Source organism: Clostridiales bacterium, assembly GCA_015243575.1.
Taxonomy (GTDB): domain Bacteria; phylum Bacillota; class Clostridia; order Peptostreptococcales; family Anaerovoracaceae; genus Anoxybacterium; species Anoxybacterium hadale.
This window is the reverse complement of the sequence record CP042469.1, coordinates 645,660-660,539: the sequence shown is the minus strand read 5'-3', so window position 1 is coordinate 660,539 and position 14,880 is coordinate 645,660. Positions and strand designations below refer to the sequence as shown.

Sequence of the window (14,880 nt, the reverse complement as noted above, 5' to 3'; positions counted from 1 at the left end):
CAGCCTTCCCCTTCTGGCTGTGACTCATAACGATCTGTAAGGAGTATACTATGTTTCAAGTTATCAAGAAAATAATTCAATATCCCCGGGTGACACAGGACTATCCTGCCAAGCCCTTTGATACCAGCCTCACCAGCGGCAAACCGGTGATCCATTCAGAGAAATGTACAGCCTGCGGCGAATGCGTCACACGCTGTCCTTCCGGTGCCATCGTGGAAAACGTCGATACCAACACCCTGGAAATCAATGATAATGCCTGTATCTTTTGTGTACTATGCTCAGAGGTCTGTCCTCACGGAGCAATTGAAATCACCGGCGAATTTGAGCTTGCCCAGATGACTTATGAAGAGCTGGGAACTCAATTAAAGAAAAAAATAGAGAAGCGCTTCGGCAGGAGCCTACAGATCAGAGAGGTTGACTCAGGTTCCTGCAACGGATGTGATTATGAGATCAATGCTTTGAATAACCCATTTAATGATATTGAACGATTTGGGATTCATTTTGTCGCATCCCCAAGACACGCAGACATGCTGCTGGTCACGGGAACTGCAACTCGAAATATGGAGCTTGCGCTTCTGAAAACCTATGAGGCAGCACCAAACCCAAAGCTCGTGGCTGCCGTAGGAGCCTGCGCCTGCAGCGGAGGGATCTTCCAGGATTCTTATGCTGCAAAAAACGGAATTGACACTGTTCTGCCCGTAGACGTCTATATTCCGGGCTGCCCGCCCCGGCCTCAGGCAATTCTCTATGGTATCTTAAAAGCGATCGACCGTTTGTAAATCCATTATGATATCGAGATTCCGATGAGCAGACAAAAGGAGTCCCAGCAAGACCATGTTGACGAGAAAGCTCGTCTGGCCTATGGTCATCAGCGGAAGAGGAAGAATGACGAGAAGGCAGATACCCAGATTGGCTGACAAGAACAGCAAGCTCTGCATCCCAATAGCTGTAACCACCGACAAAGAGATGATAAAGCCAAGAGCGTTTCTTTGTTTTAATGTCACCCGAATCATTTTTATGATCAGAAATGTAAAGATCGCCAAAGTCAGTATCCCTGTTACAATACCCCATTGATGGATCAGATAGGTCAAGCTGAAGTCTCCCCACCAGATCGGAAGGAGTTCCTCCAAGCGTGTTGTATGGGACTTCACCATAGGGCTAAGCTCTCCTTGACCGATCCATTTTGCATTTTTTATGATACTGCGTGCAAATAAGACCAGAAACCCATCTGGAGTATCTTGACTGATCAAAATTTTACCCTTGATCATTTCAAGGAAAAGATTTTTCCCCTCTCCATATCTCCACAATTTCAGTAAAAAAAATCCGAACATGCTCAGCAAGGTCGGCACATATACCAGTGCTAAGGCCTTCTTTTTTTCTACTGCGAACCAACCCTTTGCTATGGCCGCGGAAATCAGGATCAATCCACCCACCGCAAAGATTACCAGCACGTATTCCTGCTGCGAATATCCCAATACCAGAATCGCAGCAACCGCTGCAGCTCCACACCTCAAAATTCCATCATATCCTCTGTTTCTATCGCTGTACAGGATTGCTCCATAGGCTGGCAGTAAAAGCAATGCAAGATAGACCATCTGATACCGGGCATTTAAGTTATGTCTGTACAAGCTGAATATTTGCCCATCATACAGGTGCAAAGCAACGCAAAGCAGAAGAATGGCAGTATAAATCCGCTTCGGATATTTTCCAAGAACAGTATAGTCAGCAAAATAAGCCGCCAAAAGAAATACAATCCCTACAGGGAGTGTGGTCATGTATTTATGAAATGCCTCCCGCCCTGCCCAGCTGCCTTCCGCAGCGATGCGCGACAGGTAATATTGAACACAGACTCCAATGCAGAGCATGATTGCAGTAACGGCGATAATGCTCCATTCGGGCTTCGGTCTATGTACACGGTCAAGCTCCTGCCCAACTTCGATTGCATCTCCCATGTCCGAAATAGCGCTCTGCAACGCTTCCTGTTCAGGAATTCCCGCTTTGATCAGTCTTATTTTCCGATCCTCAATATGGTCCTCCAGCTCCCTTGCAATATAACACCGAACCTTTTGATGCCGTATCTGGCTGCAAACTGCTTCCGTATATCGTTTGGAATCATCTGTATATCGTATGGAATCGTCTGCATATCGTTTGGGATTGTCTGCGTCTATCACCTCCGTAGTGGCTGTGTCTGCACCTGTTCGAATCTTACGCACAAGCTTTTCCTTAAACCCCAGCATAGGAAATCCCCCCCATCACGTTTTTGATTGCGCTGGCATAGGTCTCCCACTCTTTCTTTTTCTCATCAAGGAGTTTTCTCCCTTTTTTGGTGATCTGATAGTATCTTCTCTGTCTTCCCTCCTCCGACACGCCATCGTAAGCCGTTATCATTTCCTGCTGTTCAAGACCGTGCAAAATCGGATAAAGAGTACCCGCTTTCAGAGCAAATACGTGATTTGATTTTTTTTCAAGCGCATCAATCATCTGGTAACCATACATATCTTCATTTTCAATGAGCCTAAGAATCAGCATCGTTGTGTTGCCCCCGCCAATACTTTTGTCTTTCATTTATTTCTTGCCCCTTTCAAAGTTATAATTGATTAAGCAAACTATATATCGATCATCTACATATTATATATAGATGATCGATATATGTCAATAAAATAAAACAGGATTGCCCGTTACCAGACTGTCCTGTTTTTGATGCGCTAGTCCTTATGCCTCAAATCACTTCCGTAGTGCTGTGTGAAAAATGTGGTCGAGTATTTTTCCAGCTTCCATTCCGGAATCCTGCAGTCCTTGCAGGGCCGGCTTACCCATTTATTTCGCAGCCATCGGGCTGCTCTGGAGTTTCTGGAATTATAAATTTGGAAGGTTTTGCCGCAATGAGTGGTTACCTCGGCAAAATCTCCTTTTTTCTCAATGGAACGTATCCCGTGCAGAATTCCGGTCCGGGATGGCCAGAGCTTGATCTTGTCCAGCAATAGAAACAGCTCTATCTGTTTTCTGTAATATCGTTTATTTTCGTTGCTCATTTACCTCGTCCTTCCTGGTACGTTCCCTAATTCTGTTGTGTTCTTTGCCGCTTTGTTGTGTTCTTTGCCGCTTTGTTGTGTTCTTTGCCGCTTTGTTGTGTTCCTTGCCGCTTTGTTTCTGTCATCAATCGAGATCCGCTGTGGGACCTGCTTGGAGTCGTGCTCTCATGCTCTGCCGCTTCGCCATCAGTTCTTCCTCTGTATCTGCCCAGTTGATGAAAGTTCCTCTCCAAATCTGTTCACCGCTTCTATAGTCTGAGATCACTTCATCAGCACCGTAAAACCGCTCCCGCAGGCTCAGAATACCGCCCTGGCCCATGATATGCTCGCCATGTTCTGTAATTCTTCCGTCATTGATCATCAAATGCTCATAAGAGCAGAATTTCTTCTTCGTATTTTTCGCCTGATTCTTTTTCTGGTTCTTCTGCTCGTTACTCTTCTGTTTTTTTTCCGGGAATAAGCCTTCCCCGCAAAACACATCCCTTAGCTCTTCTATAAAGTTGACCCCCGATGTATGGTAAACAGCCGTAGGTGTCTGACTGGGTATTCGTGCATCAATCTCCAGAACCTTGAATTCACCGTTGGCATCGATGACCTCCACATCCATAATTCCCGTCAGACCCGTAAGCTCAGCAAGCTTCACCGCAATGTTCCGAAATTGATCCTCCTGCTGCGCTGTGATCGAGCAGGGAGACGTAACCATTTTGCAGTCATACACCTCATCCATATGGATCTGCGTCACTTCATAGGTCTTATAGAAACCGGGGGCTCCAATTACTTCAATAGAATAAGAAGGTCCTTCCAGATACTCTTGTATTACCCATAAAGTTTGACCTTCTTCCGATCGACCTTCTTTCGTTCGGCTTTCTTTCGCCCAACTTTCTTCCGATTCAGATACCGTCTTAAGAAAATGAAGCAATGCCTCTTGGTCAGCAAGCCGCTGTACTCCTTCGCTTCCGCTCATGGAAGATGGCTTCGCAATATATGGGCCACTGCAATCAGGATAATACTTGGGCGCCGGGATGCCGTTTGCGTGCATCAGTTCATCGGACAGTAGTTTGGAAGAAGAGATCCGGTATGCTTCCGGATCGAAGGCCAAAGGGAAGCAATGTTTTTTTGCAAGTCCCGTCAGAGCGTCCAATACCGCTTGATTCTCATTAGCAGGCAATACAAAATCTGCGTTTTTCAGTGCCGCGATCAGTTCCTCAGTTTCTTGTGTTATATCACAGCATAGAAATTCATCACATAATCCGATGGCAGGAGAATTCTCGTTACGATCTATGAGAATACTGGTAAAGCCTGCTTTCTTCGCCAGGTAAGCTGCTTCTGTACCCTGAAGCTTTCCTCCTATGATTGCAATTCTTGTCACTCCCGATCACCCTCTCAAGCTTTCTTGCAAATAAAAAATTTCCTCGACAATCTGTGCATCTTCCATGAAATCAGTGCTTCCTTAAATCGACCCTTCCCTTAGAGTTGTGAGATAGTCTCTGTATTCTTCTGCTGAAGCAGGTTCCAATCCCATATTTTTTAGAATACCTGCCGCTTCCGCAACAGTTCTTCCGCCCTCGTCCACATCCATGCTGTTTTGAGCCACCCCTGCAAGACCAGATCTGGGCGGAATAATCGAGGTAACCACGCTGGCTCCAGCGTTGATTCGATCTTCCAGACCCTTGATCCCGTCGATGTCCAGCGAGGCGGGAATCAAGGCCTTGGGGTAAAGGAGTCTCAGGAGTGCGATAATCTTTAGCTCCTGTATGGGCTCCGGCTTTTTCACCTGCTCCATTGGGATTCCTTTTTGAGGAACAAAACTCATAACCCTGACCTGCCTTGCTCCGATCTTTCCCATTTCCAGCAGTGAATCCGCAATATCTTCAAGATCTTCACCTACGCCAGTGAGGATTCCCTCTTCAATAAGCATTCCTCGGTCTCGGGCATACAGCTTTGCATTCATCCGTTCATCGTAGTCCTGACCGGCTCTTAGCCTGGCAAACAGTTCTCGATTGTGGGTCTCCTGATAGAGCGCATACCACTCCGTATCCAGTTCTGAAAAACGGTCGATCCATGCGTTCTCAACTAGCCCTGGTGAAATCATCACTGGCAAACCGGTACGGTCTTTAATCACCTTGATCATGTCAAAGACCGTGGTAAAGTGCTCCTTATGATAAGCCAGGTCCTCTCCCATGGTGAGGTCGATGAGATTGACACCGGATTTTGCAAGCAGCTCAGAAATGGCAATGATTTCAGACTCCGTCTTGCGATAACGTGAAATGCTGTTTGCATTTCTGTAGTAGCAGAAATTACAGTTGTTTCTGCACCAAGTAGAAAAATAGACAAAACCGTATAAGAAGATTTTATTGGAGAATTCGCGCGCTCTGACCGTTCTGGCCCTGCGGAACAGCTCCTCTATCTTAACGGGATTGTCTTCACTGAGTATGGTTATAATTTCATCTCTATTCATGCTACCCTCCTTTGGCAAGGTACAAGACGCTTGGGGCATGGAAATGGTGTTACCTTCATTCAATTTTAAATGGCGAGGAGCCCGAGAGTTTCACTCGGCTGCATAGATTTAGAGTCTATGCGATCAATACGATCCGCTCCCCATATCAGTGGATGATCCACTTCCGCCATAAGATTGCTTGCCTGCAAATCTCACTGGTAGTTGCTGGTTCATTCCTTATCTTACCGTTTGTTTTTGATTACTGCATGACAAAATTCACAGCCGCTGTGATCTGATCGGCAGCTTACGCAATCTTTGGAAGGCAGGCTTGTTTCCTCATCAGCCGCAATATAAAATCCCGCACAGGATTTCAGCGGAAGCATGAGACTGTTGGTACGTGCTTTGACACCAATCCGATCTCCATCGAGGATTTCAAAAAAACTGCCCACTTGATCCACATCCATTCCGTAAAATCCGGGGCCAAAAGGTTCCAAAACAGAAGCCTTATGATTTCCAGTTTCCTGTCGTATCTCTTCCATCAGCTTAACCTTCAATACTTCCAGCCCTGCATCGGTGTACGCTGTTCCCCAAATATCTGCATAGAGCTGCTCTAGTACCGGTTCACTATCATCCAGTTCAAAACTTCCTGCCGTAAGGATGTATGCATAAATCTTATGTACTTTATCTTTTTTCAATTGCTGAAACCCATTGCAAATAAAGGTAGTAGCTCCGATGGTTACGGTGTTTCCTGACAATACCTCGCTGTCAAAGCCCGAGACCACCGCTTTCAAGTCGATTCCGCTGCTGATCCTTGTTCTGATCTGCATCCCTTGCTCCAGCATCCTGGTGTACTTCCCACCCTCACGATTTTTTAATCCGCAGATGCTCAGAAAATAATCTTCTGCAAAGGAATCCGCTTCACCTCTGTCCAGCAGGTATACTTGATTATTCATTTCTGCCGGAACCTCCTTTTACCAGGTGATACTTTATTGTTTCAGTGTCATGCCCTTTACAAAGTCATACCGAGCATTGCGGCCACGCCGATCTGCAGCGGATCATGAATGAGCCTTTCAGAATAAATCTCTTGTGCACCTTCATTCAGTGACAGAGGAATGCCAGGTGCTGCGATCCATGCTTCCGGATGAAGCAATCCCTGATGCAGCCAGCTTCCTTGAGAGGTCGCGTCAATAATATATCGATAGGAACTGATTCTGGCAAAGGAATCAATTGCCGTAACTTCCTCTCTGCTTGCCTGGCCCAGTCTCTCCTTATCCAGATCAAATACCGCGACAGAAATGCCCTTCTTCTTGAGACCTTTTAAAAATTCTCTTCCCAAAGCGCCGTATCCCATGAGCAGGACTTCTTTCCCCACGAAAGAGCCGATGGCGCCATCCAATGCTGCGATATACCCCGCAGCGGTTGCGACATTATTATCCGCCATTTTTTTCTTATTCAAATTGACAGAGATAAAGCGGTCATCATCTGCTAAGTAAACAATATCCGCATCATGCTGATACGCCTCATGCATTCCATTCACATCAGTATGTTGGGTCACATAGCTTCGAAAGCCCATGGTTTTTGTTACAGCTGCAACAGATTGTGCAAAGGAACCAATGATTCCCTGCCCCGTTGTAACAGGCACCACCGCTACCTTGATCTCCTGAGACGCTCTTTCGATATCACCGTAAGACCAGCCTCCTGCCTTGGCCGCAAGGGAAGTATAGTCATGCCCTGTCTTGCTTTTCAAATCGCGTTCCTGTTCTCTGATGTTGTGCTCGATATCTGCGATCCACTCTGTAATCAATCTCGTCAAATTTTTACCCTCCGGATGTTATATTTTTAACGGCGAACCGTCTAAAAACGCTATGCTTTTTCCTACCCGTTTTATAGTCTGATAACCACCTGTTTTCATGGCGATTCGCTCAATCCCAAATCCGATGCCTACCCAGGGTTCAAAAACACCCCATTTACCATCCAGAAAGTGAGGGCCATACGCCCCGGAAGCCAATTCCAATCCGCCAGCAATGATATCCATTGTTTCCCCATATACTTCTGATTTTTCAATCACAAGTTCGTATTGTTCCATTCCTATAGCTTTCATTGCAGCCTCGGCCAGCTCTTTCAGGCGCTTCATCTGAGTGCCTTCTTCTATGCCCGCAAATTCTACTAGGTTTAACATGGTGAATTCACTCATATGCTGAGCCCCTTGGGATTCTTTGCGGTAGCAGGAGCCAGCTTCAAAGATCCGTACCGGTTCCTTGGTGACCTTATGCAGATCCCGCATCACCTCATAGAGGTTTGGGGCCAGCATAGGACGCAAGCAACGTTTTGCATCCAGCCAAAACACCTGATTGGTCAGCGGATGTTCCTTCGTTATCGTCATCTTATCCAGCATCTCTGCTGTGATGATGGTCGGGGTTACCACCTGGGTAAATCCCTCTTGCTCTGTCAGCCAAGCCTTAAGTTTTTCTTCCAGCCTCACTGAAAGGGGCTTATGTTCTTCGTCCAGCAGCTTTCTGAGCTTATCCCGATTGAGTTTCACCAGACGGTTCTCTGTTTCCTTAAAGAATCGGTTCCGCGCTTCTGCGGTCTCAAATTCTTTGAGAAATGCTTCTGGTTCACCATTCAATTCCACCAGACGACGTGTCTGCGTCGTTGTAAATTGTTCAGCCATAGGCTTACGGCCTCTCTTTATTCTTTAAAATCAGTATAGCTCTTCTAGCAGCTTCCACTGCATCCTCGGTATAGTGATCCGCTCCGATGCGCTTTGCCCAGCGCAGGGTACATGGCGCACCGCCGACCATGGTCTTGTATTTATTTCTGATGCCCATCTTTCTGAGCGTCTCTTCCAGTTTTTTCTGTTCTTTCAATGTGGAGGTCAAAAGCGCACTTGTTGCAATAATGTCCACCTGATGCTCCTGAGCTTTTTCTATAATCTGCTCAACAGGCACCTCACGTCCAATATCAATCACATCAATGCCGTAGCTTTTCATGGTGGAGACCACCATTCCTTTACCGATTTCATGAACATCACCCTCAACTGTGGCAATCAGCACCTTACCTTTGACTTTAATATCGTCAATATTCGTATAGGTCTCCACCACATGGAGTACTTTCTTCATAATCTCCGTGGAGAAAATCAGCTCCGGCAAGCTGAGCTTTCCGCTTTCAAAGCGCTCACCGATCTCTCTGTTCCCTTCGGCAAAACCGTCCCGAAGTACTTCCATGATATTGATCCCAGACACCAGTGCTTCTTCAATAATCTGCATTGCTCTTTCTTCGTCGGCTTCAACGATGGTCCTATGGGCAATTCTCGTCAATTCGTCTTTATCCACGGATTTCCTCTCCTTAGGGCTCTTAGCATCGACTGATAAGGTTAAACACGTCTGAGACAGTGAAATTCAAAACGCCGGCTGATTTGTCTATTATAACCGGGCCACTGATTCAGCTTTCCTTTGGGAAATACATTGCATTGATATACTCTTTCTGAAAATCCGGATGGAGGGCCAGTTCAATATGCTCGGCATCCTCCGACTGTATATAGGCTTTGATCCGCTCGGTTTCCGACAGCAGTGCCATACAAGCTCCCACTCCTGCCGCATTTCCGATGTGTGATATTTTCTCCTCTTCAACATTGGGAAGCATCCCGATCCGAAGGATACTTTTTTTATTAATATAGCTTCCAAATGCCCCAGCCATCATGATTTCTTCCAGTTGAGACGAGTCGGCCCCAAGACATTGCATCAAAATTACAATGCCACCGTACACCGCACCTTTTGCAAGCTGAACTTCCCGAATATCTTTCTGTGTAATTACAATATCCTCTCCTTCTTCTTTCCAGGCGAGAACAAATTCATTTCCACTTTTCCCTTTTCGAAGCCTTGTCGATAGTTCAGGACCCAGGCCCTTTTTTTCCGCATCCTCTCCGGTGAGAATATTGCCCTTGTGATTTATAATTCCAGCATCAAGCATGACAGCAACGGCATCAATCAGGCCGGAGCCGCAAATCCCGATGGGTTCGGCCTCTTCAATCACCTTTATTTTTATCGTACCTTCTTCTATGGATACGCCCTCAATAGAGCCTTTGGCCGCACGCATGCCCTGATAAATCCGGGCACCTTCAAAAGCGGGGCCTGCAGCCGTAGAACAAACCAGCATTCTGCCGTTGTCTGCAAGCACAATTTCACCATTGGTTCCGATATCAATGGCAAGCCGCAAACCAGAAAGCTCTTTTATGCCGGAGGCCAGAATAACCCCCACAATATCTGAACCTACATGTCCAGCTATATTGGGGAGAATATAGACTCTGGCGGCCGGGTTCATCGTAAGGCCTAGATCCGCTGCACTTTTCTCCACGGGTCCGCGAAAAGCAGGCTCGAAGGGAGCCAACGCCAAGGTTGATGGATCCATGCCAAGGAATAGATGGCTCATGGTGGTATTGCCCACCACGGTAGCTTTAAAAATGTCAGCAGGCTCAATCAGATGCCGCACCTGAAATTCCGCTATCATCTCGTTGAGGCAGGCTCTGACCTTGTCCCTGAGAAGCTCAAGGTGATCCTGACTCACCATACTATATGTAATCCTTGATATCACATCTGCTCCGTAGGTGCTTTGCGGATTTGTTCTGGAAGCAACATCCACCAATCGAGTATTGGTTAGATCCCAAAGCATACCTACAATTGTAGTCGTCCCAATATCAAAAGCAGCACCATATTTAGGCCTTCCGTCAGCCTGCGCTGCTTCCTGCTGGGGTTTAAAGTCATCAGGCAGGAAAATCAGTTTTGATTTCCGGTTTGTCGTTTCATAGCGGTTGCATCTTCCGCATTCATGGCATTTTCCGCCGCCAATGCATGTTTGACCTTCGATCCACATGAAATACCCTTTCTGTCAAAACAGAGCTTGTTTAATATTTAACGTACATAGAAGTTTCTATTTACATTATACACGAAAACGCTGAAATGGAAAGCATCTACCGTATGTTTTTTTCGCTCAAACATGTCGAATTATGTTAGAAAAAGAAGCTTTACCGCGATTTTATCACCCGAGGCTTGCAAACCGTGTTTTTCCGATACATGAACCGCGGTATGCCTTTTTCTGCAACTATTTCGTCGTTAGTACAGCCTGAAACGTATTTCGCTTTTCCTGTGAGCTTTTTACTATCCAGAATTGTTTCATATCATCTGTCAAATATGGAACGATATTTGTAAAATAAGTCAGCTTGTTTTCACGATATGCCTTCTCTGCATAGGAATTGATCAAGTCAGCATCCATGACCTTTACCGTCGCTGCAAAGAAAGCATTCTCATTGTCCGCAAACATCCTATCACAGTATGATTTTTGTGTCTCAGAATCCAGTGATGGAAAAATGGCCACAAATCTCGTTACGGTATGACTTGTGTAATACTTCTCTGCTAATTCTCTAAGATTACTGTTCCCGACATCTTCCACGCTGAGGATGAAGGGTTTTTCCAGCGGTAAAGAGGAGTCCTCACTCTGTGACCTTAACGTTTCTAATAATTTCTTCAGGCTGGAGAGGGCCTTGTCATTATTGATAAAGTCCTTGCAAGATTTATCAAAAGAAACCATCATTTCTTTCTGAGAGGATAATACGATTTTGGCTTTATCGGGATATGAGTTGTACCCGTTCTCGTTTAGGTTCCAGCCAAGCTCGAAGAGATACGGGGCCTCATAGTAACTTGCCTGAGAATAGGTGTATGATTGCCCTCTCTCTCCCATAACATTCCATGGAGCAGTCGAAGGACTGGATGGAGCCGCCCCATAAGCTCCTGCGGCAGAGGCTCCTACGCAAAGCAGGATTGTGCATAAAACCATAAGTACCGCCGCCGGTGCCGTTCTTTTCTTATACTTCATAATTGCTTCCAACCTCTCTTTCAATAGATTCTTGCTTTCGTTCAGTGTCACAGAAGCAAGAGAATCGCGATATCTACCGCCAGCCCCTAAAGCGTTTATCAGCGTATCCCCATAGGCGCGCTGGTTTGGAAAATCCAGCTTGCATACAATTGCTTCATCACAGGCAAGTTCGCAGGCTCGATTGATCTCATGACTTATGGCATAGACAAGAGGATTAAACCAGTGAAGACAGACGGTGAACTGAACCAGCCATTTGTAAAACATATCCCTCCGCCGATAGTGTATCAATTCGTGGAGTATTGTAAATTCGAATTCTTTCTCCGGCAAAGCAGCAGTAGGTAGAACAATACAAGGACGAAAAAATCCAAGGAGCAGAGGTGATGAGACAAGACCATTTGTATATAACTCCACCGGTCTTTTGACTCCGTTTTTCTCGCCAATTTCCGCAACCCGATCTAGCAATTCAGGGCTGGCAACCTCTGTGCGTCCAGCCATGAGATATCGCACAAAACCCTGGTAGATTGTAATTTTTCGTGTTAGTAGGATCAGCGCAGTCACCAGCCAGACAACCCAAAGATGCTCAACCATAATGATCAGGAAGGTATGCCCTTCTGCACGAGTGGTTTTGACGGGCTCCTCGTCTCTTAGTGTGTTATCAGCAACTTGTGGCGGAAGCCATGCACCTTGCTGTTGTTCCAGCGCCGGCACGGTGACTGATTGACAGATGGTCCGGTCAATCTCTTGAAATAAAATACCAACAAGACTTGTTTCAGGCGTAAAGGGCAAAAGCAGTCGAGCAATCACAATCAGCCAGATATAATACTGCCACCCCTTACTCAGCTTATTTCTGATCAGGGGCTTACAAAGGAACAAAACAAGGATTAACAGCGATCCGGACAGAGAGAGCGACAGAACGATTTTAAAGATCCCGTTCATTTGTCTCCCTCTCTCTTTCCCAAAACTTTTTCAACTCCTCATAATCACCTGGGGTTAGCAGTTCCCGCTGTATCAGTGTGGCTACCAGCCCCTTGGCATCACCTTCATAGAGCTTATCGAGAAAGGTTTTGATCTGCGCCGCTTGATAATCCGCCTCTGTCACTACAGCGATGTATTCATTGCGACGACCAATTTTGCTGGTTTTTAACAATCCTTTCTCCACCAGCCGGGACAACAGAGTAATGACCGTGTTCTTTTGCCACGTACGGCCTTTTGCTTTTAGTTGGTCCATCAGCGCGGCATATAAAAGCTTCCCCTTATTGTCCCAAATTAGTTTCATCAATTCCAGTTCGGAATCGGACACCTGTTGTACCATCATCTCTATCCCCTCCTTAGCGTACACGATGTAGTCTATTTTTACAATAACACTCTGTAGTCATAATGTCAATCCTTGCTCCATAAAATGAAAAAGACGGACATCAGATTGATTCTGATCATCCGCCTCTTATATTCCGCTTGCTGACCGTAGTCTAAATGAACCCATTGCTTTGAAATCCCCTGCCAGCGGAAGGCACCTACCTGCCACTGATCCGGCGTTCTCTGCGATTGGGATCATTTCAATTCGCCTTTCTTTGCTGCCGGATTATTTCAATCCTGCTCTCTCTTTGAAGCGTTCGACGGAATTGATCTTGATGTCTAAAATTTCAGCAATCCTAAACTTCGCCTCCATACCTATGTTGGACTCCGCGTAGGGTTCGAAATTGGCAAGACCAAATCCTCTCTCTTCTCTTACTTCAGCCATGGTCACAACATCGCAGATCTCTTCGATGGTAAGACCAAGCTTTTCCGCCACATACTTCTTCGCTTCGTCGATTCTCATCTTCTTAGCGATCTGAAGCCGCATCACCATATCTCCGGTGGTACGGACACCGCCCATGCTGGCGCAGATTCCATGTGTAGCTTCCTGTCCCAGGGGATCACCCACGCCAATCTACAATCCGTCTATTTTGCAGATTTCGATCAGGCATTTGTCCACTCTGGATACGATATCCGCCGGTGAATTCTCACACATGGGAATGGCACAGACGCCCATTCCTACATTAGCATGAACCGGAATGGTTGCAGCCTCTGAGCATGCTTTGAGAAACGTGCAGACTCTTGCGATATTCCAGGGAAACGTAGCGTTGCAGTTGGTATTAACCACAGCTCCGAAGATGGAGGCTCCCGCTTGCTCAACCAGCTTGACCTGATGGTGAGGATAAAGCCCGGCAAGTCTTACATCGTTGTATTTCAGCCTGCCATGCATCCCCAGTACGAACTCCCCGGCCATTCCAATTTCAACACCCATGTCCGGAAATTTGTCCCGTATGATCTCACAAGCTTTGAGCGCCGCCAGAAAGTCGGCATCTCCTGCGGCACCGCTGGTATCCAGCTGGAATCCGTCTGCACCAACGTCGTGCATCTGCTCCGCGACAAATACGATGTCTCTGACTGCGTGATCAACCGCTTCCTCCTGAGCTGCCATAGCTTCCTTAATCTTTCCTTCCGGAAGCAGCACGGCCCAGTTGTCGATGGGGCCATCGGGCTTTGTATAAAATCCCAGATTGGGCATCGCGCCATAGAACAGTGGCATGGTTGTATAATTCAGCGCTCTTTTTAGCACCGCAGCCTCTCGTTTTGCAACTCCCTTAACCGTTTTGTAATTGTAATCCTCCAGCCCGATATCTACCGAGTCAGCGCCCAAAACTCTTTCGTGAATCATGGCATTGATACTTCTGTCTACCGGGATACAGCACTTCGTACTAATTTTGTCTGATCCTGAATCGTTGGATGTTACGATGGCATCCTTTGGGTCAACGCCTACGACCCCGCCGGGCATGGTGATGATATCATAGATATGATCCATTTCCTCTTGGGTCAATGGGGCGATCTTACCTCTGTCTGCTGCGTCTTCTACTCCCGCCTGGATATCGGCCCGAATTTCTTCTTCCGTCATATAAATGATGGAGCCGTCACCCATTCGCGTGAAGTATTTCTTTTGGTCTCCCATTTCACACGTCCTTTCCTTTGATTGTTAATTATGTACAATACTGCGTAGCCGTAGTCCTTGCGCAAAATTTCCTGCGCAAGCTTTTAAGGCATTTACTCTATTCGCCCATTTCAGCTGCTTCTGCTTCGCCCTCTTCGACGATGGCTCTGATTTTCTTTGCAGCTTCATCCGGCAGCGGTATCGGCTGATAGTTCTCAAGGATTTCTATCGCCTGCTCTCTTGCTCTTTGGGCCATATCCTTTCCGCCTTCATTCAGCCAGTGATCTCTCATTCTGCGGTTGATGAGCTTGGTGCTGGACAGTTCCTGCCTCATGTATTTCAAGGTATGTCTTTCGCGGAGGTAATTACCAGCAGGCCCTACCTTCTGGATTACATCTAAAGCAATGGTTTCCTTGTTCACAGGAATGCCCTGCAGTACTCTTCGTATCATGCGGACGATCTCCTGATCAATTAACAGTTGCTCGTAGCTCATGGTCATACCCATTTCCAGCATTCCCATACCGTAAATAATATTACTTCCGGTAACTGCCGGTAACAGAGAAGTCATTGTCTTT

16 protein-coding genes are annotated in these 14,880 nt (G+C 46.5%); 1 reads left to right on the top strand and 15 read right to left on the bottom strand.

Features of this window, described 5'->3' with window-relative positions; all coding sequences use genetic code 11:
- Positions 1–50 precede the first annotated feature (50 nt).
- Positions 51–779, top strand: coding sequence for an NADH-quinone oxidoreductase subunit NuoB (nuoB, locus tag FRZ06_02720; protein ID QOX62347.1), 729 nt, complete (start codon positions 51–53; stop codon positions 777–779).
- Here the strand turns inward: nuoB and FRZ06_02715 are convergent.
- The 15 genes from FRZ06_02715 to FRZ06_02645 all read right to left on the bottom strand — a co-directional run bounded on the left by FRZ06_02715 (position 756) and on the right by FRZ06_02645 (position 14,873).
- Entirely contained in the window at positions 756–2,237 is a 1,482-nt protein-coding gene (locus FRZ06_02715; protein ID QOX62346.1) for a hypothetical protein, read from the bottom strand. The two genes, nuoB and FRZ06_02715, sit on opposite strands and share 24 nt — an antisense overlap.
- Entirely contained in the window at positions 2,224–2,565 is a 342-nt protein-coding gene (locus FRZ06_02710) for a PadR family transcriptional regulator (protein ID QOX62345.1), read from the bottom strand. Before FRZ06_02710 ends, FRZ06_02715 begins: the two co-directional genes overlap by 14 nt.
- A 140-nt stretch (positions 2,566–2,705) precedes the next feature.
- Positions 2,706–3,032 (bottom strand): hypothetical protein, encoded by a 327-nt coding sequence (locus tag FRZ06_02705; protein QOX62344.1) that lies wholly within the window; start codon positions 3,030–3,032, stop codon positions 2,706–2,708.
- Positions 3,033–3,156: 124 nt separating this feature from the next.
- Complete coding sequence (locus tag FRZ06_02700) at positions 3,157–4,401, bottom strand: ATP-grasp domain-containing protein (GenBank protein QOX62343.1); 1,245 nt, start codon at positions 4,399–4,401, stop codon at positions 3,157–3,159.
- Between the two features lie 81 nt (positions 4,402–4,482).
- Positions 4,483–5,529 (bottom strand): methylornithine synthase PylB, encoded by a 1,047-nt coding sequence (pylB, locus tag FRZ06_02695; protein ID QOX62342.1) that lies wholly within the window; start codon positions 5,527–5,529, stop codon positions 4,483–4,485.
- A gap of 182 nt (positions 5,530–5,711) precedes the next feature.
- Complete coding sequence (locus tag FRZ06_02690; protein QOX62341.1) at positions 5,712–6,422, bottom strand: hypothetical protein; 711 nt, start codon at positions 6,420–6,422, stop codon at positions 5,712–5,714.
- Between the two features lie 56 nt (positions 6,423–6,478).
- Positions 6,479–7,282 (bottom strand): 3-methylornithyl-N6-L-lysine dehydrogenase PylD, encoded by an 804-nt coding sequence (gene pylD / locus FRZ06_02685; protein QOX62340.1) that lies wholly within the window; start codon positions 7,280–7,282, stop codon positions 6,479–6,481.
- 18 nt (positions 7,283–7,300) lie between these two features.
- A complete protein-coding gene (locus tag FRZ06_02680) occupies positions 7,301–8,143 on the bottom strand; it encodes a pyrrolysine--tRNA(Pyl) ligase large subunit (protein ID QOX62339.1) in 843 nt (280 codons plus the stop codon).
- A 4-nt stretch (positions 8,144–8,147) separates the two neighbouring features.
- A complete protein-coding gene (locus tag FRZ06_02675) occupies positions 8,148–8,804 on the bottom strand; it encodes a dimethylamine corrinoid protein 3 (GenBank protein QOX62338.1) in 657 nt (218 codons plus the stop codon).
- A gap of 109 nt (positions 8,805–8,913) precedes the next feature.
- Complete coding sequence (locus tag FRZ06_02670; protein ID QOX62337.1) at positions 8,914–10,341, bottom strand: DUF4445 domain-containing protein; 1,428 nt, start codon at positions 10,339–10,341, stop codon at positions 8,914–8,916.
- Between the two features lie 228 nt (positions 10,342–10,569).
- Entirely contained in the window at positions 10,570–12,276 is a 1,707-nt protein-coding gene (locus tag FRZ06_02665) for a hypothetical protein (protein QOX62336.1), read from the bottom strand.
- The gene (locus FRZ06_02660) at positions 12,260–12,652 is read right to left on the bottom strand and encodes a BlaI/MecI/CopY family transcriptional regulator (protein QOX65805.1); all 393 of its coding nucleotides are present in this window, start codon (positions 12,650–12,652) and stop codon (positions 12,260–12,262) included. The genes FRZ06_02665 and FRZ06_02660 overlap by 17 nt, the downstream gene beginning before the upstream one ends.
- Before the next feature lie 267 nt (positions 12,653–12,919).
- Positions 12,920–13,267, bottom strand: a complete 348-nt coding sequence (locus FRZ06_02655) for a hypothetical protein (GenBank protein QOX62335.1) — start codon at positions 13,265–13,267, stop codon at positions 12,920–12,922.
- A complete protein-coding gene (locus tag FRZ06_02650; GenBank protein ID QOX62334.1) occupies positions 13,268–14,326 on the bottom strand; it encodes a [dimethylamine--corrinoid protein] Co-methyltransferase in 1,059 nt (352 codons plus the stop codon).
- Positions 14,327–14,423: 97 nt separating this feature from the next.
- Positions 14,424–14,873: a hypothetical protein gene (locus tag FRZ06_02645; GenBank protein QOX62333.1), complete on the bottom strand. Its 450-nt coding sequence runs from the start codon at positions 14,871–14,873 to the stop codon at positions 14,424–14,426.
- Positions 14,874–14,880: the final 7 nt, after the last annotated feature.

Bases quoted from the DNA above. Each gene is read 5' to 3' on its own strand.
- nuoB (QOX62347.1), top strand. From the start codon at position 51: ATGTTTCAAGTTATCAAGAAAATAATTCAATATCCCCGGGTGACACAG.
- FRZ06_02715 (QOX62346.1), bottom strand. From the start codon at position 2,237: ATGCTGGGGTTTAAGGAAAAGCTTGTGCGTAAGATTCGAACAGGTGCA.
- FRZ06_02710 (QOX62345.1), bottom strand. From the start codon at position 2,565: ATGAAAGACAAAAGTATTGGCGGGGGCAACACAACGATGCTGATTCTT.
- FRZ06_02705 (QOX62344.1), bottom strand. From the start codon at position 3,032: ATGAGCAACGAAAATAAACGATATTACAGAAAACAGATAGAGCTGTTT.
- pylB (QOX62342.1), bottom strand. From the start codon at position 5,529: ATGCCCCAAGCGTCTTGTACCTTGCCAAAGGAGGGTAGCATGAATAGA.
- FRZ06_02690 (QOX62341.1), bottom strand. From the start codon at position 6,422: ATGAATAATCAAGTATACCTGCTGGACAGAGGTGAAGCGGATTCCTTT.
- FRZ06_02680 (QOX62339.1), bottom strand. From the start codon at position 8,143: ATGGCTGAACAATTTACAACGACGCAGACACGTCGTCTGGTGGAATTG.
- FRZ06_02670 (QOX62337.1), bottom strand. From the start codon at position 10,341: ATGTGGATCGAAGGTCAAACATGCATTGGCGGCGGAAAATGCCATGAA.
- FRZ06_02665 (QOX62336.1), bottom strand. From the start codon at position 12,276: ATGAACGGGATCTTTAAAATCGTTCTGTCGCTCTCTCTGTCCGGATCG.
- FRZ06_02660 (QOX65805.1), bottom strand. From the start codon at position 12,652: ATGGTACAACAGGTGTCCGATTCCGAACTGGAATTGATGAAACTAATT.
- FRZ06_02650 (QOX62334.1), bottom strand. From the start codon at position 14,326: ATGGGAGACCAAAAGAAATACTTCACGCGAATGGGTGACGGCTCCATC.
- FRZ06_02645 (QOX62333.1), bottom strand. From the start codon at position 14,873: ATGACTTCTCTGTTACCGGCAGTTACCGGAAGTAATATTATTTACGGT.